Here is an 18,775-nt window from a genome sequence, read left to right as displayed (position 1 = left end):
AGTCCGTTCAAACTCTGCTGCGAAAAATTCCGGCCGCCGACGCATCTTTTACGAAGACGACACAGTAGGTGACCGCCGCCCCACGCTCAGGTACGCGCAAGTCGCTTGAGCAGCAAGGCCGATGCGACCGGCCGCGCGCCCGCCTTCGCGACCCCGTCGGCCACCTCCCGGTCCGTGGAGACCACGACCACCGGTCGGCCCGGCGGCTCGGCCCGCACCAGCTGCCGGATCAGCTCGTCCGCCGTCACCCCGGCCTTGCTGAACAGCACCCGCACCCCGCGCGGCGGCGCGAGCAGCACCGGCGCGGCCAGCTCGGCGCCGTCGAAGACGCACGTCATCTCCGCGCCCGTCTGCGCGGCCAGCATCGCGAGCCCGCCCAGCAGCCGCAGCCGCTGCTTGTCCAACGGCATCGTCGGGTAGCCGGTCTTGGTGACGTTGTAGCCGTCGACCACCAAGTGTGCCTGCGGCAGCGCCAGCAGCTGGTCCAGCAGTGCCGGATCGGTCTCCGACAGCGCGCGGTTGGCGATGTCCTTGGGCGTCATCCGGCCCGGCTCCACCGCGTCCACCGTGTCCGCCGGGCGCACGGACGCCGGCGGCAGGGCCAGCTCGCGCCGCAGCCCCTGCGCCGCGTCCAGGACGGTGTCGAGCAGCAGCCGCAGCCGCATGTCCTCCACGCTGCGCCCCTCGCGCACCGCACGACGGCTCGCCTCCAGCGCCGACTCGGCCTCCGCCAGCCGCGCCTTGAGCCGTCGCGCCTCACCCAGGGCCGCCGTCTTCTCGGTGGCGGCAGCCGAGCGCACGGTCTCCAGCTCGGCCTGCGCCTTGCGCAGCGCCGCCTCACCGCGCCGCACGTCACTGACCGCGCTGCGCAGCTTGCGCTGCGCGGCCTCGGCCTCCTTGCGCACCGCGTCCAGCTCCGCGCGGGCCCGGTCGGAGTCCGTACGGGCCTCGGCGCGCGCGGCGGCCAGCTCCTCGCGCAGCTGCCGCAACTCGCGCTGCGCCTCCTGGCCCGCCCGCTCGGCGCCGGCCCGCTGGGCCTCCTCGCCGGCCGCGGTGACCAGCTTGACCCAGCCGAGCGGCCGCAGCACATAGGCCATGGCCGCCACGTCCTCCGGGTCGGCGGCCGCCGGCGGGGACCCGGCGTCCAGCGCCTCGGCCAGCTCGGACCCGCCCTCGCGCAGCCGGGCGGAGATGCGCTGCCGGAAGACGGCGTCGTTCTCCACCGCGGCGGCCATCGCGTTGCCCGCGAACTTGGCCCGCCTGCTCGGCGTGAACCGGGCGTACTGCCGTAGCTGAGGGGGCAGTTCGGCGACCGTCAGCCCGCCGAACGCCTCCGCGACAAGCCCGACGACCCGTCGCCTGATCCCCTCGGGCAACGGACGGTCGAGCACCTCGGCAACACCGTCGGCCCCGCCGGCGTCACCGGCCGCCTCGCCGCCTGTGTGCTCCACCACCGTTCAACGCTCCCGTTCTTCAGGCGCCCGCGCCCGGCCGGTCCACCAGCTCGATCTGGTCGACCGCGTTGCACCAACGGCAACGCACGGACTCGATGGTCTCACTGACCACCTCGCGCTCCTCCACGTTCGGCTCTCCCGCCAGGTCGAGGTGGACGTATTCGACGGCCCTGGTCGAGCGGGTGACGTCGAACCGGGTGAGATTGCCGCACAGCGTGCAGCGCCACCGGGTCTCGGCTGTCGGCTGGGGAACACCCATCGTGTCGTCCGTCCTCGTCGTCTGCTGCCGCGGCCCCCGGGCGGGCCGCGTCGTCGAACCGCGGGAGTGTCTTCCCCGTAACCCTACGGCCTGCCGGTCTCGCGACGCGGTGCGCAGGCCCGCGCGGACGGCCCGGCGAGGCACTCTGGGCAGGTTGCGCACGGTACGCAATGATCTGACCATGATCGGAAAGGTAGTACGTCTCGGGAAGGCGGCACTCCCCGGCCCCTCCGACGGTGCCCGTGCGACCCCCGTGCCGACCCCCGTGCCGACCCCCGTGATGACCTACACCCTCCTCGGCATCTGCTGCGTCGTCTTCCTCCTCGGCCCCGCCTCGGGCTTCAACACCTCCTACGGCACCGGCGCCGAGCTGATCGCCGCGCAGACCGCCTACTTCGAGCGCTGGGGCGTCGTGCCCGAGAAGCTGTGGCTCGGCCCGCCGCTGGAGCTGTGCACGCCGTTCACCGCCCTCTTCGTGCACGGCAACTGGCTGCACCTGCTGGGGAACATGCTCTTCCTCTACGTCTTCGGCGCGATGACGGAGGAGCGGCTGGGCCGGATCCCCTTCGTCCTCTTCTACCTCGCCACGGGCTATCTGGCGCTGCTCGGCTACGCGGCCGTGCACGCCCACTCCGCCCAGACGCTCGTCGGCGCGTCCGGGGCGATCTCCGGGGTGCTCGGCGCGTTCCTCTATCTCTTCCCCAAGGCCCGTGTCACCAGCCTCTTCCCGTTCCTCTTCTTTCTGCCGCTGCGGTTTCCGGCGTGGGCCGTGCTGCTCTTCTGGTTCGCACTGCAATGGCTCGCCGCGCGCACGGCGGGCGACCGCCCCGGAGTGGCCTACCTGGCCCACGTGGTGGGCTTCTGCCTCGGCTTCCTCTGCGCGTGGGCCCGCTGCGGGCCTGCGGATAGAGTGAAGGCCGCAGCCAGGTCCCATGAGGAGTCGCCCGCTCCCGGGGGCGAACCCGGGATCCCCGATAGGAGCCAGCCGTGATCACTTCGATCGTGCTCATCAAGACCGACGTGGACCGGATCCCCGAGATCGCCGAGAAGATCGCCGCGCTGGAGGGCGTCAGCGAGGTCTATTCGGTCACCGGCGCGCACGACCTGATCGCCATGGTGCGGGTGGCCCGGCACGACGACCTCGCGGACGTCATCCCCGGCCGCATCAGCAAGGTCCCCGGCGTGGCCTCGACGGAGACGCACATCGCGTTCCGCACGTACTCGAGCCACGACCTGGAAGCGGCCTTCGCGATCGGCCTCGACTCGTAGCGAGTCCGGCCGGAACACACGCTCCGGGCCGCACCCGGTCCGGCACCGCCGCCACAGCAGCGGACGGGCTGCCGTGCCGTGTCCTCAAGCGCCGGACGGGCTGGCTGTGCTGTGTCCTCAACCGCCGGACAGGCTGGCAAATCCAGCCCGTCCGGCGCTTGAGGACCGGGGTCCGGGGCGGAGCCCCGGTTACACGGGAACGCAGCGTCCGGCTTCCGTCCGGTAGGACCACCGCGCGCCGTCCCGGACCAGTTCCCCCACCGCCGTCACGAACCGCTCGACGTGCTCGTCCGGCGTGCCCGCGCCGAAGCTGACGCGCAGAGCGTTGAGCGAAGGACCCGCCTCCGGCGCACCACACTCGCCCGGCTCAACGGACTCGTCCCCCAGCAGCGTCCGCACCAGCGGGTGCGCGCAGAAGAGCCCGTCGCGGACCCCGATCCCGTACTCCGCGGAGAGCGCCGCGGCGAAGTGCGAGCTGTTCCAGCCCTCCACGACGAAGGAGATGACGCCCACGCGCGGGGCGTCGTCGCCGAACAGCGAGAGCACCTTGACGCCGGGCACCTCCGCGAGGCCCGCCCGTACCGCCTCCACGAGCCGCTGCTCGCGCTCGACGAGCCGCTCGAAACCGGCCTCCGTGAGCGCCTTGCAGGCCGCGGCGATGGCGTACACGCCGATGACGTTGGGCGAGCCCGCCTCGTGCCGGGCAGCGGTGTCGTGCCACTCGACGTCCACCCCGCCCCCGTCGCGCCGCGCGACCTTGCGGCTCGCTCCGCCGCCCGCCAGATACGGCTCGCCGGCCTGGAGCCAGTCCGCCCGCCCGGCCAGGACACCGGCGCCGAACGGCGCGTACAGCTTGTGTCCGGAGAAGGCGACCCAGTCGACGTCCAGCTCCGTGACGTCCACCGGGTGGTGGGGGGCCAGCTGCGCGGCGTCCAGCACGATCCGGGCGCCGTGCGCGTGCGCGGCGGCGGCCAGCTCCCGCACGGGCCACAGCTCGCCCGTCACATTGGACGCACCGGTCACACAGACCAGGGCCGGGCCGTACGGCTCCCGGGCGGCGAGGGCCTCCTCCAGGGTCCGGACCGCCTGGCCCGGGGTGCGCGGCGCGTCGAGGTAGGTGACCTCGACGTCCTCGCGCCGCTCCCACGGCAGCAGCGAGGCGTGGTGCTCGGTCTCGAAGACGAAGACCCGGGTGCCGGCCGGGACCACGGCCGCGAGCAGGTTCAGCGAGTCGGTGGTGGAGCGGGTGAAGACGACCTGGTCGGCCGGGCGGCAGCCGAGGAACGCGGCGACGTCCGCCCGGCTGCTCTCGAACAGGTCGGTCGACAGCTGCGAGAGGTAACCGGCCCCGCGGTGCACGCTCCCGTAGTAGGGCGCGTACGCGGCGACGTCGTCCCACACCCGCCGCAGCGCCGGGGCGCTGGCCGCGTAGTCGAGCGCCGCGTACGGCACCTCGCCCCCGGTGACGAGCGGCACCCGGACGTCGTGGCCGAGGACCGGCAGGGGCGCGTCGGCGAGAGCGGCGGGAGCGGTGGCGGCAACAGGGCATGCGGACATGGCGAATTCTCCTGGAGACAGGGGGGATTGCGGATACGCACGCGGGAAGGCGTCACCGGCGTGCGGGAAACCGAACTCCGGCGCGCGGCACAGGCGCGCGGAGTTCACGGGAAACGGGCCGTAGGCCCTATCGCATTCGCTGAATCACGGAAGAAGCTCCCTCGACGACCAGGATCCCTGGCGAGGGATCCGCGCTTGCCGCAGACCTCTTGTCTGCGGCCCGGTCATCACCCGGGGCACCCCGCCACGGAAGGAGGGTTGCCGGACAGCGGGCCGGGGCCTATGTCGCTGTCACTCGTGACCTGGCGAAGATTATGGCACAGCTGATCGCCCGGCGGTACGGGCGTCCGCATGGCGGGCGGCCCTGCGGGCCGTGGCGTATGCACCTCCGCTGCGCGGCGGTGCCCTCAATCGCCGGACGGGCTTGTTGTGGCTGAGCTCAGCCACAACAAGCCCGTCCGGCGATTGAGGACGCGCCCGCAGGGCGCCCGCCGCCGCAGGCGGCAAGACGGCCCGCCGTCGGCAGGACGGACCGTAGCCGAGAATCCGCCGGCCGGGCTAGCCGTTGCTGGCCGCGACCCAGCGCTCCAGGGCACGCTTCGCGGCGCCCGAGTCGATCGACTCCGCCGCCTTCGCGAGGCCCGCCGTGATCTGCTCCGCCAGCGGGGCGCCGGTGGGCTCCAGGGCGACCAGCGCCGCCGCCGAGTTGAGCAGCACCGCGTCCCGTACGGGGCCGGTCTCGCCGTCCAGCAGCCGTCGGGCGACGTCGGCGTTGTACGAGGCGTCCGCGCCCCGCAGCGCCTCCACGGGCACCAGGTCGATCCCCACGTCCCGCGGGTCGAAGGGCTCCCGGCGCACCTCGCCGCCGCCGACGATCCACACCTGCGAGGTCGCGGTGGTGGTCAGCTCGTCCAGCCCGTCGTCGCCGCGGAAGACGAGCGCGGAGGCGCCGCGTTCGGCGAGGACGCCGGCCAGGATCGGGGCCATCCGGGCATCGGCGACGCCGGTCGCCTGGGCCTTCACCCGCGCGGGGTTGGTCAGCGGGCCGAGCACGTTGAACGTGGTGCGGATGCCCAACTCGCGGCGCGCGGGCGCCACATGGCGCAGGGCGGGGTGGAACTTCACCGCGAAGCAGAAGGTGATCCCCGCTTCCTCGGCCACCTCCACGACGCGGCGCGGGGCGAGGTCCAGATTGACGCCCAGCTTCTCCAGGACGTCCGAGGCGCCGCTGGCGGAGGAGGCGGCGCGGTTGCCGTGCTTGACGACCTTCGCGCCGGTGCCCGCCACGACTATCGCGGACATGGTGGAGATGTTGACGGTCTTGGCGCCGTCGCCGCCCGTGCCGACGATGTCCACGCTCGGGCCGGGCACCTCGATGAGGTTGGCGTGCGCGTACATGGTCCGCACGAGACCGGAGATCTCGGCGACCGTCTCACCCTTGGCGCGCAGCGCCACCGCGAAGCCCGCGATCTGGGCGTCGGTCGCCTCGCCGCGCATGATCCGGTCCATGGCCCAGGCGGTGTCGTCCGCACTCAGGTCCACACCGTCCAGGAGGGCGTCGAGCACACCCGGCCAGGTGCGGGCCGTCGCGCTGTCGCCGCCTGCCGGGGTCACAACGTTCATGGTCCACGCTCCTGGTGGTCGAATCCGTGATGCCGCGGTGTTCGCGGTGTTCGCGGGTCCAGCCTATCCAGGACCGGGGACGGCGAAGAGCCCCGTCCAGCGCATGGACGGGGCTCTTGCCGTGGCGATCAGTGATCGGTCAGACGGGGATCAGTGGTGGCCGTGGCCGCTGGTGATCTCCTCGTACTCCTCCGCGGTGGCCTTGGGGATGTGCGTCCCCTCGCCGTAGAAGCCCTTCGAGAGCTTCACCCGGAGCTTCTGCGTGGCGCTCAGCTTGCGCTTCACACCGTTCTCGTCGACCTCGGGGCCGAGCTCGAGCGGCTTGGGCTGCTCGTGCGCGGTGAGGGTGTGCAGGGCCTCCTGCGACAGCGGCTCGTGGATCTCGACGAACTCGCCGTGCGGCAGGCGCTTGATGATGCCGGACTCGCGTCCGTGCAGCACCTTGTCCCGGTCGCGGCGCTGGAGACCCATGCAGATCCGTCGCGTGGCGATGAAGGTCAGCACCGGCACCACGAAGAAGCCGACCCGGACGAACCAGGTGATGGCGTTGATCGAGAGGTGGAAGTGGGTGGCCCAGAGGTCGTTTCCACCACCGACCAGCAGCACGAAGTACACGCTGATCCAGGAGGCACCGAACGCGGTGCGCGTCGGGGCGTTGCGCGGGCGGTCCAGCAGGTGGTGCTCCCGCTTGTCGCCGGTCACCCAGGACTCGATGAACGGGTAGACCGCGATGGCCGCGAGGACCAGCGGGAAGATCACCAGCGGGACGAACACGCCCAGGACCAGGGTGTGGCCCCAGAGGTTGATCTCCCAGCCCGGCATGACACGGATCAGGCCCTCGGAGAAGCCCATGTACCAGTCGGGCTGCGCGCCGGTGGACACCTGGTCCGGCCGGTACGGGCCGATCGCCCAGATCGGGTTGATCGTCGCGATGGCGGAGACCGCCGCGATCACACCGAAGACCAGGAAGAAGAAGCCTCCGGCCTTGGCCATGTAGACCGGCAGCAGCGGCATGCCGACCACGTTCTTGTTCGTCCGGCCGGGGCCGGGGAACTGGGTGTGCTTGTGGAAGAACACCAGGATCAGGTGCGCCACCAGCAGACCGAGCATGATGCCCGGCAGCAGCAGGACGTGGATGGAGAAGAACCGCGGCACGAAGTCCGAGCCGGGGAACTCGCCGCCGAACAGGAAGAACGAGATGTACGTACCGACGATCGGCACGGACAGGATCGCGCCCTCCATGAAGCGGACGCCGGTGCCCGAGAGCAGGTCGTCCGGCAGGGAGTAGCCGGTGAAGCCGGTGAACATGCCCAGCACGAACAGCAGGAAGCCGAACAGCCAGTTGACCTCACGCGGCTTGCGGAAGGCACCCGTGAAGAAGACGCGCATCATGTGCACGAACATCGCCGCGAGGAAGATCAGCGCGCCCCAGTGGTGGATCTGCCGGATCAGCAGACCGCCACGGACGTCGAAGCTGATGTTGAGCGTCGACTGGAACGCCTCGGACATCCGCATGCCCTGCATGGGGACGTACGAGCCGTGGTAGACGACCTCGTTCATGCTCGGGTGGAAGAACAGCGTCAGATACACACCCGTGAGGATGATGATGATGAAGCTGTAGAGCGCGACCTCACCCAGCATGAAGGACCAGTGGTCCGGGAAGATCTTGCGCATGTTGGCCTTGGCCAGGCCGTAGATGCCCAGTCGGCCGTCCGCCCAGTCGGCCATCCGCTCACCGGCGGGCGCCTTGCGCTGGTTGTCAGCTGCTGTAGTACTCATCCGCGCTCCCAGTAGGCAGGACCGACGGGCTCGGCGAAGTCGCCCATGGCCTCAAGGTAGCCCTTGTCATTGACCTTGATCTGCAACTGCGGAAGCGCGTGACCGGCCGGACCGAAGATCACTCGTCCGCCGTCGGCGAGGTCGAAGGTCGACTGGTGGCACGGGCAGAGCACGTGGTGCGTCTGCTGCTCGTACAGGCTGATCGGGCAGCCGACGTGCGTGCAGATCTTGGAGAACGCGACGATGCCGTCGACCGACCAGTCGAGTTCCTTCTTGTCCTTGATGTTCTCCGGCTGGAGCCGGACGATCATCAGGGCCGCCTTGGCGATCTCCTTCTGGAAGTCGTGGTCCTCCTCCTTCATGCCCTCGGGCATGGCGAAGGTGAGGGACCCGACCTGGATGTCCTCGGGGCGCAGCGGCTGATTCGTGTTCTGGTTGATCAGCATCTTGCCCGCGGCCCAGGCGGTCTTGCGGAGCTTGGTGCCCGGCAGCGGACCGAGGTCGCGCAGCAGCACCACACCGGAGAGCGGCACCAGGGCCAGCGCGCCGAACATGGTGTTGCGGATCAGCTTGCGGCGGCCGAACGTCGACTCCTCGGCGCCCTGCTTGAAGTCGGCCAGGACCTTGGCCTTGACCTCGGGCTCGGCGGCGATGGGGTGCCGGTCGTCGGCGTGCTCGACGTCGGACATCAGGGTGCGGGCCCAGTGGACCGCGCCCGCGCCGATGCAGAACAGCGCCACACCGAGGGTCATGCCCAGCGCGAAGTTCAGCGCGCTGATGTGACCGATCGGGAAGATGTAGACGATCTTGTCGACCGGCAGGGTCACGTACGAGGCGATGAAGCCGACGGTGGCCAGCATCGACAGGACGAAGAAGAACGCGACCACGCGCTCGGAGCGCTTGGCGGCCCTCTCGTCGATGTCCTGGATGCGGTGCTCGTGCGGCGGCAGGCCGGGGTCGGCGAACGGGTCGCCCGCGACGGCTACGGCGGTGGCGTGCGCGTCGCCCTGCGTGCTCGGCAGGTTCTCTTCTGGAATGTCTTGGCTACTCATGACTTCTTGGCCTTAGCGGTGTGGGCCGCGACCCAGATGGCGACGGCGATCATCGCACCCAGACCGAAGACCCACGCGAACAGACCCTCACTGACCGGGCCGAGCCCACCCAGTTCGAGGCCGCCCGGGCTCTCCGACTTGCTGCTGTTGACCGTGTCGAGGTACGCGATGATGTCCTTCTTGTTCTTCTCCGTCATCGTGGTGTCGGGGAAGGAAGGCATGTTCTGCGGGCCGGTCTGCATGGCCTCGTAGATGTGCTTCGGGTCGACATCGTCGAGCGGCGGGGCGTACTTGCCGTTCGAGAGGGCGCCACCCTTGCCGGTGAAGTTGTGGCACTGGGCGCAGTTCGTACGGAAGAGCTCCCCACCCTTGGCGATGTCCGCGCCGTCCGGGCTGTACTGGCTCTTGGACGGCACCGAGGGGCCGGCGCCGAGCGAGGCGATGTACGCGGCGAGCTGGTCGATCTCGGCCTGCGAGTAGATCGCCTTCTTCTTGGGCGCCTGGGCGCCCTGCTGCTGCAGCGGCATACGGCCGGTGGCGACCTGGAAGTCGACGGCCGCGGCACCCACGCCGACCAGGCTCGGGCCGTCGGAGGTGCCCTGACCGCCGGTGCCGTGGCAGCTTGCGCAGCCCACGGAGTAGAGCTTCTTGCCCTCCTCGATGGCAAGGGACTGGGCGGTGTCATCGGCCTTGGCCGTGTCCGCGGGCGCGAACGCGGCGTACAGCCCCCCAGTTACCGCCAGCGCGAAGAGTAGGACGACGACCGCCGCCAGCGGATGGCGTCGTCGTGCGGAGAGCTTTTTCACGGATTACCCCGGTGTCAGGATCTTCTGCGTCGATGCTGGACTGTTGGTCCGGTGCGGGACCGATTACTTGATCAAGTAGATCGTGGCGAAGAGCCCGATCCAGACCACGTCGACGAAGTGCCAGTAGTAGGACACGACGATGGCCGCCGTCGCCTGGTGGTGGGTGAACCTCTTGGCCGCGTACGTCCTGCCCAGGACCAGCAGGAAGGCGATGAGACCGCCCGTCACATGCAGGCCGTGGAAGCCGGTCGTCAGGTAGAAGACCGAGCCGTACGGGTCGGAGGAGAGCGAGAGCCCGTCCTTCTTGACCAGTTCGGTGTACTCGAAGACCTGGCCGCCGATGAAGATGGCACCCATCACGAAGGTGATCACGAACCACGTGCGCAACTTCTTCACGTCGCCACGCTCGGCGGCGAACACACCGAGCTGGCAGGTGAGGGAGGAGAGCACCAGGATCGTGGTGTTGGTCGCCGAGAACGGAAGGTTCAGGCTGTCCGCCATTTCCTTCCAGTGGTCGGGGCCCATCACCGATCGCAGGGTGAAGTACATCGCGAAGAGGGCCGCGAAGAACATCAGCTCGGAACTCAGCCAGATGATGGTTCCGACGCTGGTGAGGTTCGGTCGGTTGACCGAGGGGTGCGCGTGCCCGGTATCTACTGCTGTTGCTGTCGCCACGACCGACATTATGTCGGTCGCTTATCTCGCGCTCACTCCGGGGGGTGCCGTTCGGTGTGTCAAGAGCGTATGCCCTGCTCGTACGGCCCATTGCGAGCGTCCCCCAAAGGGGGGAAGCAGGCGTTCCGCAGGGCTTCACGACCCCCGTCGCGACCGGTGCTGACGGCGTGTCCGGCCGATCTTCCCCGATGCCGACCCCTCCTCCGGCGCGGCGCTCGCGGAGTAGCATCCGCTGGGCGGCGCCCGTTCCCGTGAATCCGCCCGCACGCTTGTCCGCACTTCTGTTCACGAGCCTGTTCTCAAGACTGTTCACGATCTTGTTCACGAGCCTGGAGGAACGATGCAGCCGACTGCCACGGTGCTGGTCTACAGCGACAACGCGGGCACCCGGGAGCAGGTGCGGCTGGCCGCGGGACGGCGTCCCGCGGCCGATGTGCCGCCGGTTACGTACGTGGAATGCGCGACCCTGCCCGCCGTCCTCACGACCCTGGAGGAGCGCCACGTAGACGTGTGCGTGCTGGACGGCGAGACGGCCCCCGCCGGCGGCATGGGCGTCTGCCGGCAGCTCAAGGACGAGGTCTTCCGCTGCCCGCCCGTCCTGCTGCTCATCGGGCGCCCGCAGGACGCCTGGCTGGCTACCTGGAGCCGGGCGGAGGCGGTGGTGACGCACCCGGTGGACCCGGTGGCGTTCGCCGACGCGCTGGCGGGGCTGCTGCGCACCGGACCGGCCGTGGAGGTCTGACGGCACTCCCGACGGCCGTGGCGGGCCCGGCGGGCCCGCCACGGCCCGTCGCCGCCTACACCCTCGGTCGCAGGCGGGCCGCATCGGCGGGGCTGCTCCCGTCCGGCTTCCCGGTCCCGGCCACCAGGGCGCTGCCCTGGCGCCAGGCCTCCCAGGGCATGTTCCAGTCGCCGAAGCCGTTGTCGAACGGCGTCATGGTCGCCCCCGCGCTGCCGATGACCTTCACGATGTCGCCGACCTTGACGGTGTCGAAGAACCACTTGGCGTTGTCGGTGCTCATCCCCGTGCAGCCGTGGCTGACGTTGTCCGCCCCCTGCGAGCCCACGGACCAGGGGGCGGCGTGCACGTACTCGCCGCTCCAGGTGACCCGGGTGGCCCAGTAGACCGGCAGGTCGTAGGAGTCCGAACTGCCCTCAGCGATGCCGATGCTGGTGCCGCGCATCCGTACGAAGGATTCCCGGCCGAGGATCACCTTGACCCCGTTGCGGGTGGCGTAGCCGGGCTTGCCGGTGGTCACCGGGATGGACCGGATCTGCTGGCCGTTGCGCAGCACGGTCATGTAGTGCGCGCTCGCGTCCGTGACGGCCTCGATGCGGTCGCCGGTGGTGATCCTCAAGGGTGTGGAGGGGCCGCCGTAGAGGCCGCCGCCCACCTTGATGCCGTTCAGGTTGGAGCGCACGTCGACGGTGGCGTGGGCGGGCCAGTACTCGCGCGGACGGTAGTGCAGCGTCCTGTTGTCCACCCAGTGCCAGGCGCCCTCGACGGCGGGGGTGGAGTCGACGCGCAGGGTGCGCTCGACGACGGCCCGCGCGGCGGGATCCTGGACGGGGGCGCTGAGCTCCGCGGTGATGGGCTGTCCGACGCCGTAGGTGCCCTTCTGCGGGCCGAAGGCGACGCGCAGCAGCCGGTCGGCCGCACTGGTGTCGAAGCCGATCGTCCGGCGCCCCTGGGCCCCGTCCTCGTCCTCCACGCTGACGCGCACGGTGTAGTGCGCGCCGGCGGCCAGCGCGCCGGTGCTGTGCCAGCTGGAACCGTCGGCCGCCAGCTCGCCCTTGACGTACCGCCCGGCGGCGTCCGTCGCGGTGACGTCGGTGATCTTGTCACCGTGTTCGGCCCGTACTTCCAGGGGTTTGCTCGGGTCGGCGGGCTTGCCTTCCCGGGTGCTGGTGAGGGCCACGTTCCGGGTGGCGTCGTAGGGCTTGGCGGCCAGTGGGTTGGACGAGCCGCCGCACGCGGTGGCCCCCAGCGCCACGGGAATCACCAGCAGGGCGCAGGCGAGCACCGTGCGGCGTCGAGGTGAGTGGCTCATGGTCACAACCGTAGGGAGGAACGCGAGCCGGGGCTCGCGGGGTGACTCCGAACGGGTGCATACACGTCGGGCCCCGCACACCGGAGGGTGTGCGGGGCCCGATCGCCGACGGTCGCGGTGAACCTACTGGTTCTGGTCCGCGCCGCGGTAGAACTCGAACACCCAGCCGAAGAGACCGATCAGGATGATCGGCGCTCCGAAGTACATCAGCCACCAGCCGAAGATGACGCCCAGGAAGGCGATCGCGCCACCGATGGCCAGGGACAGCGGCTGCCAGCTGTGCGGGGCGAAGAAGCCCAGCTCGCCGGCGTCGTCCGCGACGTCCGCGTCCTTGTCGTCCTGGGCACCGGTGTCCACCCGGCGCGCGGTGAACGCCAGGTAGTAGCCGATCATGATGCTCAGACCGAAGGACAGGAACAGCGCCGTGGTGCCGACCGGCTCCTTCGACCACACGCCATAGACGACCGCCATGGCGAGGATGAAGACGGCGAGCCAGATGAACATCCGGCCTTGGATCTTCACTTGCCGGCCTCCTTGCCACCCGCGAGGGCCTTGTCATCCGCGGAGAGGTTCTCTTCGAGCTCGAGAGCCGCGATCTCCGGGTGGTGCAGGTCGAACGCCGGGGATTCGGACCGGATCCGCGGCAGAGTGAGGAAGTTGTGCCGCGGCGGCGGGCAGGACGTCGCCCACTCCAGCGAACGGCCGTAACCCCACGGGTCGTCGACCTCCACCTTCTTGCCGTACTTCGCGGTCTTCCACACGTTGTACATGAAGGGCAGCATCGACAGACCGAGCAGGAACGAGCTGATCGTCGAGATGGTGTTCAGCAGGGTGAAGCCGTCGGCCGCGAGGTAGTCCGCGTAGCGACGCGGCATGCCCTCGGCACCCAGCCAGTGCTGCACCAGGAACGTGCCGTGGAAGCCCACGAACAGCGTCCAGAAGGTGATCTTGCCCAGTCGCTCGTCCAGCATCTTGCCCGTGAACTTCGGCCACCAGAAGTGGAAGCCGGAGAACATCGCGAACACCACGGTGCCGAAGATGACGTAGTGGAAGTGCGCGACCACGAAGTACGAGTCGGAGACGTGGAAGTCCATCGGGGGCGAGGCCAGGATGACGCCGGTCAGACCACCGAAGGTGAAGGTGATCAGGAAGCCGACGGCCCACAGCATCGGGGTCTCGAAGGACAGCGAGCCCTTCCACATGGTGCCGATCCAGTTGAAGAACTTCACACCGGTCGGGACCGCGATCAGGAAGGTCATGAAGGAGAAGAAGGGCAACAGCACACCACCGGTGACGTACATGTGGTGCGCCCACACCGTCACCGACAGACCGGCGATCGAGATCGTCGCGGCGATCAGACCGATGTAGCCGAACATCGGCTTACGGGAGAAGACCGGGATGACCTCGGAAATGATGCCGAAGAACGGCAGCGCGATGATGTACACCTCGGGGTGTCCGAAGAACCAGAAGAGGTGCTGCCAGAGCAGGACGCCGCCGTTGGCCGCGTTGAAGATCTGGGCTCCGAACTTGCGGTCCGCCTCCAGGGCGAACAGCGCGGCCGCCAGCACCGGGAAGGCCAGCAGGACCAGGACACCGGTCAGCAGGACGTTCCAGGTGAAGATCGGCATGCGGAACATCGTCATGCCGGGCGCGCGCATGCAGATGATCGTGGTGATGAAGTTGACCGAACCGAGGATCGTGCCGAAGCCGGAGAAGGCCAGACCCATGATCCACATGTCGGCGCCGACACCCGGCGAGTGGACGGCGTCCGACAGCGGGGAGTAACCGAACCAGCCGAAGTCGGCCGCACCCTGCGGGGTGAGGAAGCCGCCCACCGCGATGAGCGAGCCGAAGAGGTACAGCCAGTACGCGAACATGTTCAGCCGCGGGAACGCCACATCGGGCGCGCCGATCTGCAGCGGCATGATCCAGTTCGCGAATCCGGCGAACAGCGGCGTCGCGAACATCAGCAGCATGATCGTGCCGTGCATCGTGAACGCCTGGTTGAACTGCTCGTTCGACATGATCTGCGTGCCGGGACGGGCGAGTTCGGCGCGCATGAGGAGCGCCATCACGCCGCCGATGCAGAAGAACGCGAACGACGTGACCAGGTACAGCGTGCCGATCGTCTTGTGGTCAGTGGTGGTGAGCCACTTGATCACCTGATTGCCGGGCTGCTTCTGGCGTACGGGCGGTGCTGCCGTGGCTGTCGCGGCGGCGGCACCCTGGGGTTCGTTGAGGATGCTCACTGGTTCTTGGTCTCCGCGTTCTTCGCGTGAGGGGTCTGCGCGATGCCCGCCGGCTGGTAACCGGTCTGGCCCTTCTTCGCCAGTTCCTCCAGGTGCGCCTTGTAGCGCTCCGGGGAGACGACCTTGACGTTGAAGAGCATGCGGGAGTGGTCCTGGCCGCACAGCTCGGCGCACTTGCCCAGGAAGGTGCCCTCCTTGTTCGGGGTCACCGTGAAGCTGTTGGTGTGCCCGGGGAGGACGTCCTGCTTCATCAGGAACGGCACCACCCAGAAGGAGTGGACGACGTCCCGCGAGGTCAGGATGAACTGGACCGTCTCACCCTTGGGCAGCCACAGCGTGGGGCCCGGGTTGCCGGTCTGCGGGTTCCGGTCGCCGGGGACGCCGACGTCGTAGACGCCCTCGGCGTCGGCCGGTGCCTTCTTCAGGAACCGGTCGGGGATCGCGTCCAGGTCCTTGTTCTCGCGGAGCGGCTTGGCCGGGGTGGCGGCGTTGCCGTCGACGTTCTCCATGTAGTTGAACGCCCAGCTCCACTGGAAACCGACCACGTTGATGACGTGCTGCGGCTTCGCGGGGTTGGTCAGGAGCTTGTTCTCATCGCGCGCGGTGAAATAGAAGAGCACCGAGACGATGATGATCGGGACCACGGTGTACAGCGCCTCGATGGGCATGTTGTACCGGGTCTGCGGGGGGACCTCCACCTTGCTTCGGCTGCGCCGGTGGAAGATGACGCTCCAGATGATCAGGCCCCACACCAGAACGCCGACCACGAGGGCGGCGGCCCAGGAGCCCTGCCACAGGGAGAGGATCCGCGGCGCCTCTTCCGTGACGGGAGTGGGCATTCCGAGGCGGGGGAAGTCCTTCGATGTGCAACCGGTGGCGGTCGCAAGGACAGCGCCCGCGGCCAGCGCCTGCAGCAGCTTCCGCCGCACCGGGCGCCGCGACGAGCGGTCGGAGCCGTTGGGACTCACGTAGCGCCTTCCCGAGAGTCTCGCCCGTGCGGCCGGCTGCGGCCGTCTCGGGTCGGTCGCCGGCCCGCTGCGGGCAGGGGTTTGGATGTTTATGCGGACCAAACCCTACTGGACGCTATTTGGGGTCGCGCGGGGAGGGTGCCCAACGCGCCGGGTCGCACCCCGAAGGGATGGAATCTAGGGCTCCGTGGGCCATCTGGAGGACCGTCAGACGGCCCCGACCTGCGGCTGCGTCGCCGACGGGAGCTCGCGGGCCGACCGGGCCCGGTCCCCGCGGACACCGCCCTCCGGGGGGCCGGGCGTCCCGGCCGCGCGAGGGCACGGACGGGCGGCGCCCCGTCCGGTCGCGCCGGGCGTTAGCGTTCCTCACGTGCCCTACTTCGACACCGCGTCCGCCGCTCCCCTGCACCCCGTCGCCCGTCAGGCCCTGCTCGCGGCCCTCGACGAGGGCTGGGCCGACCCGGCGCGGCTCTACCGGGAGGGCCGCCGGGCCCGGCTGTTGCTGGACGCCGCGCGCGAGGCCGCGGCGGAGGCGGTGGGGTGCCGGGCCGACGAGCTCGTCTTCACCCCATCGGGTACCCGCGCCCTGCACGACGGGATCGCCGGCGCCCTCGCGGGCCGTCGGCGCGTCGGCCGTCATCTGACGGTGTCCGCCGTCGAGCACTCCGCCGTCCTGCAGAGCGCCGCGGCGCTTCAGGCGGCGGGCGGGGCCGTTACCGAGGTCCCGGTGGACCGTACCGGCCGGGTCGAGGCCGGCGCGTTCGCGGCGGCGCTGCGCCCGGACACCGCGCTGGCCGCGCTGCAGTCGGCCAACCACGAGGTGGGCACGGAGCAGCCGGTGGCCGAGGTGGCCGAGGCCTGCCGGGCGGCGGGGGTGCCGCTGCTCGTGGACGCCGCCCAGTCGCTCGGCTGGGGTCCGGTCGCCGACGGCTGGTCCCTGCTGACGGCGAGCGCGCACAAGTGGGGCGGACCGTCGGGCGTGGGCCTGCTGGCCGTGCGCAAGGGCGTGCGGTTCGCGGCCCAAGGCCCGGCGGACGAGCGGGAGTCGGGCCGGGCGCCCGGCTTCCCGAACCTGCCCGCGATCGTCGCGGCGGCCGCGTCGCTGCGGGCCGTACGACAGGAGGCGGCGGCCGAAGGGGCCCGGCTGCGGGGGCTGGTGGACCGGATCCGGGAGCGGGTGCCCCAGCTCGTACCGGATGTGGAGGTCGTCGGCGACCCGGAGCGGCGACTGCCGCATCTGGTCACCTTCTCGTGTCTGTATGTCGACGGTGAGACCCTGCTGCACGCCCTGGACCGGGCCGGGTTCTCGGTCTCCTCCGGGTCCTCCTGCACCTCCAGCACACTGACCCCGAGCCATGTGCTGCGGGCGATGGGAGCGCTGTCGGAGGGCAACATCCGGGTGTCGCTGCCGACGGGCACGACGGAGGAGGACGTCGAGCGCTTCCTGGAGGTGCTCCCCCGGGCGGTGTCGTCCGTACGGGAGCAGTTGGGTGCGCCGACGGGGGCCACGACCTCGGCCGGGAGCGCCTCGGAGCTGGTCCTGGACGCGCTCGGCAAGCGGTGCCCGATCCCGGTGATCGAGCTGGCGAAGGTCATCGGCGACGTGCCGGTGGGCGGCCTGGTGACGGTGCTGTCCGACGACGAGGCGGCCCGGCTGGACATCCCGGCGTGGTGCGGGATGCGGGGCCAGGAGTACGTGGGCGAGCGCCCGGCGGAGCGGGGCGCGGCGTACGTCGTGCGGCGTCGCGTCTAGGGCGTGGCCGGCCGGGTCTTCGGCTGCGGGCCGTCGTTGCCGCCCGCGGCGGCGAGCGCCCTGCGGGCGCGTCCTCGAGCGACGGACGGGCTGCTGTGCTCCGTCCTCAAGCGCCGGACGGGCTTGAAAGCCCGTCCGGCGCTTGAGGACCGGGGTCCGGGGCGGAGCCCCGGTTAGGCCAGGTGGGCCTTGACCTCGGCGGCTGCGGCCTCGCCGTACGCCTTGGCGAAGCGCTCCATGAAGTGGCCGCGGCGCAGCTCGTACTCCTGGGTGCCGAGGGTCTCGATGACGAGGGTCGCGAGCATGCAGCCCAGCTGCGCGGCGCGCTCGAGGGGGAGCTCCCAGGTCAGGCCCGCGAGGAAGCCCGCGCGGAAGGCGTCGCCGACGCCCGTGGGGTCGACCTTGGCCTCCTCCTGCGCGCAGCCGACCTCGATGGCCGGCTCACCGGTGCGCTCGATGCGGACGCCGCGCGCGCCGAGGGTGGTGACCCGGGTGCCGACCTTGGCGAGGATCTCGGCGTCCGTCCAGCCCGTCTTGGACTCGATCAGGGCCTTCTCGTACTCGTTGGTGAACAGGTACGTGGCGCCCTCGATCAGCAGGCGGATGTCCTCGCCCTCCAGGCGGGCGAGCTGCTGGGAGGGGTCGGCCGCGAAGGGGATGGCGCGGGTGCGGCACTCCTCGGTGTGGCGCAGCATCGCCTCGGGGTCGTCCGCGCCGATCAGGACGAGGTCGAGGCCGCCGACCCGCTCGGCGACCGGGTGCAGCTCGATCTGGCGGGCCTCGCTCATCGCGCCGGTGTAGAACGACGCGATCTGGTTGTGGTCGGTGTCCGTCGTGCAGACGAAGCGGGCCGTGTGCAGGACCTCGGAGATCCGCACCGACGCGGTGTCGACGCCGTGCCGGTCGAGCCAGGCGCGGTACTCGGCGAAGTCCTGGCCGGCGGCGCCGACCAGGACCGGGCGCAGACCGAGCACGCCCATGCCGAAGCAGATGTTGGGGCCGACGCCGCCCCGGCGGACGTCGAGCTCGTCGACGAGGAAGGACAGCGAGACGGTGTGCAGCTGGTCCGCCACGAGCTGATCGGCGAAGCGGCCGGGGAATGTCATCAGGTGGTCGGTGGCGATGGAGCCGGTGACTGCGATACGCACGGCTGGTCTGCTCCCTGCGGGGCGAGGTGACATAACGAGAAAAACAAGAAGAGCCACACCACGCTACCGGGTCCGGATACCGTCGCCGTGCTCGTTTCAAGCCACTGAACGGCCAAAATTACCAAATAGTAG

General features: G+C 70.2%; 17 protein-coding genes and 1 riboswitch. Of the genes, 4 read left to right on the top strand and 13 right to left on the bottom strand.

Going from position 1 to position 18,775, the window contains the following annotated elements; translation table 11 throughout:
- Positions 1 to 86: 86 nt before the first annotated feature.
- A complete protein-coding gene (locus tag FHS38_RS03500; protein WP_184730478.1) occupies positions 87 to 1,454 on the bottom strand; it encodes an NYN domain-containing protein in 1,368 nt (455 codons plus the stop codon).
- A gap of 19 nt (positions 1,455 to 1,473) precedes the next feature.
- On the bottom strand, positions 1,474 to 1,713 hold the full coding sequence (locus FHS38_RS03495; protein WP_130877375.1) for a hypothetical protein: 240 nt from the start codon (positions 1,711 to 1,713) through the stop codon (positions 1,474 to 1,476).
- 280 nt (positions 1,714 to 1,993) lie between these two features.
- Between FHS38_RS03495 and FHS38_RS03490 the strand changes: the two genes are divergently transcribed.
- On the top strand, positions 1,994 to 2,704 hold the full coding sequence (locus tag FHS38_RS03490; RefSeq protein WP_229821921.1) for a rhomboid family intramembrane serine protease: 711 nt from the start codon (positions 1,994 to 1,996) through the stop codon (positions 2,702 to 2,704).
- Positions 2,701 to 2,982, top strand: coding sequence for an Lrp/AsnC family transcriptional regulator (locus FHS38_RS03485; protein WP_130877377.1), 282 nt, complete (start codon positions 2,701 to 2,703; stop codon positions 2,980 to 2,982). Before FHS38_RS03490 ends, FHS38_RS03485 begins: the two co-directional genes overlap by 4 nt.
- A gap of 189 nt (positions 2,983 to 3,171) precedes the next feature.
- Here FHS38_RS03485 and FHS38_RS03480 read toward each other — a convergent pair whose 3' ends face one another.
- The 6 genes from FHS38_RS03480 to ctaE all read right to left on the bottom strand — a co-directional run bounded on the left by FHS38_RS03480 (position 3,172) and on the right by ctaE (position 10,483).
- Positions 3,172 to 4,539 (bottom strand): aminotransferase class V-fold PLP-dependent enzyme, encoded by a 1,368-nt coding sequence (locus FHS38_RS03480; RefSeq protein ID WP_184730474.1) that lies wholly within the window; start codon positions 4,537 to 4,539, stop codon positions 3,172 to 3,174.
- A 186-nt stretch (positions 4,540 to 4,725) separates the two neighbouring features.
- A riboswitch (SAM riboswitch) is annotated at positions 4,726 to 4,842 on the bottom strand.
- Between the two features lie 255 nt (positions 4,843 to 5,097).
- Complete coding sequence (gene trpD, locus FHS38_RS03475) at positions 5,098 to 6,162, bottom strand: anthranilate phosphoribosyltransferase (protein WP_184730472.1); 1,065 nt, start codon at positions 6,160 to 6,162, stop codon at positions 5,098 to 5,100.
- A 150-nt stretch (positions 6,163 to 6,312) separates the two neighbouring features.
- Positions 6,313 to 7,941, bottom strand: a complete 1,629-nt coding sequence (gene qcrB / locus FHS38_RS03470) for a cytochrome bc1 complex cytochrome b subunit (RefSeq protein ID WP_184730470.1) — start codon at positions 7,939 to 7,941, stop codon at positions 6,313 to 6,315.
- Positions 7,938 to 8,993, bottom strand: coding sequence for a cytochrome bc1 complex Rieske iron-sulfur subunit (gene qcrA, locus FHS38_RS03465; RefSeq protein WP_184730467.1), 1,056 nt, complete (start codon positions 8,991 to 8,993; stop codon positions 7,938 to 7,940). Before qcrA ends, qcrB begins: the two co-directional genes overlap by 4 nt.
- Positions 8,990 to 9,799 (bottom strand): cytochrome bc1 complex diheme cytochrome c subunit, encoded by an 810-nt coding sequence (gene qcrC / locus FHS38_RS03460; protein WP_184730465.1) that lies wholly within the window; start codon positions 9,797 to 9,799, stop codon positions 8,990 to 8,992. Before qcrC ends, qcrA begins: the two co-directional genes overlap by 4 nt.
- 63 nt (positions 9,800 to 9,862) lie before the next feature.
- A complete protein-coding gene (gene ctaE / locus FHS38_RS03455; RefSeq protein ID WP_184730463.1) occupies positions 9,863 to 10,483 on the bottom strand; it encodes an aa3-type cytochrome oxidase subunit III in 621 nt (206 codons plus the stop codon).
- Between the two features lie 331 nt (positions 10,484 to 10,814).
- On the opposite strand from ctaE, the gene FHS38_RS03450 reads away from it, so the two are divergent.
- Complete coding sequence (locus tag FHS38_RS03450) at positions 10,815 to 11,216, top strand: hypothetical protein (RefSeq protein WP_184730461.1); 402 nt, start codon at positions 10,815 to 10,817, stop codon at positions 11,214 to 11,216.
- Between the two features lie 55 nt (positions 11,217 to 11,271).
- On the opposite strand, the gene FHS38_RS03445 is transcribed toward FHS38_RS03450, so the two are convergent.
- From FHS38_RS03445 to ctaC, 4 genes are all read right to left on the bottom strand, one after another.
- Positions 11,272 to 12,525, bottom strand: coding sequence for a L,D-transpeptidase (locus FHS38_RS03445; RefSeq protein WP_184730459.1), 1,254 nt, complete (start codon positions 12,523 to 12,525; stop codon positions 11,272 to 11,274).
- 123 nt (positions 12,526 to 12,648) lie between these two features.
- Positions 12,649 to 13,047: a cytochrome c oxidase subunit 4 gene (locus FHS38_RS03440; protein ID WP_184730457.1), complete on the bottom strand. Its 399-nt coding sequence runs from the start codon at positions 13,045 to 13,047 to the stop codon at positions 12,649 to 12,651.
- A complete protein-coding gene (ctaD, locus tag FHS38_RS03435) occupies positions 13,044 to 14,774 on the bottom strand; it encodes an aa3-type cytochrome oxidase subunit I (protein ID WP_184730455.1) in 1,731 nt (576 codons plus the stop codon). The genes FHS38_RS03440 and ctaD overlap by 4 nt, the downstream gene beginning before the upstream one ends.
- Complete coding sequence (ctaC, locus tag FHS38_RS03430; protein WP_184730453.1) at positions 14,771 to 15,742, bottom strand: aa3-type cytochrome oxidase subunit II; 972 nt, start codon at positions 15,740 to 15,742, stop codon at positions 14,771 to 14,773. Before ctaC ends, ctaD begins: the two co-directional genes overlap by 4 nt.
- A gap of 370 nt (positions 15,743 to 16,112) precedes the next feature.
- Between ctaC and FHS38_RS03425 the strand changes: the two genes are divergently transcribed.
- Positions 16,113 to 17,495, top strand: coding sequence for a cysteine desulfurase/sulfurtransferase TusA family protein (locus FHS38_RS03425; RefSeq protein ID WP_184730451.1), 1,383 nt, complete (start codon positions 16,113 to 16,115; stop codon positions 17,493 to 17,495).
- A gap of 173 nt (positions 17,496 to 17,668) precedes the next feature.
- On the opposite strand, the gene FHS38_RS03420 is transcribed toward FHS38_RS03425, so the two are convergent.
- Positions 17,669 to 18,643: a carbohydrate kinase family protein gene (locus FHS38_RS03420; protein WP_184730449.1), complete on the bottom strand. Its 975-nt coding sequence runs from the start codon at positions 18,641 to 18,643 to the stop codon at positions 17,669 to 17,671.
- Positions 18,644 to 18,775 lie beyond the last annotated feature (132 nt).

This window comes from Streptomyces netropsis (genome assembly GCF_014203545.1).
GTDB lineage: Bacteria > Actinomycetota > Actinomycetes > Streptomycetales > Streptomycetaceae > Streptomyces > Streptomyces netropsis.
The sequence above is the reverse complement of the archived record's forward strand: the minus strand, read 5'-3'. Positions and strand labels throughout refer to the sequence as shown.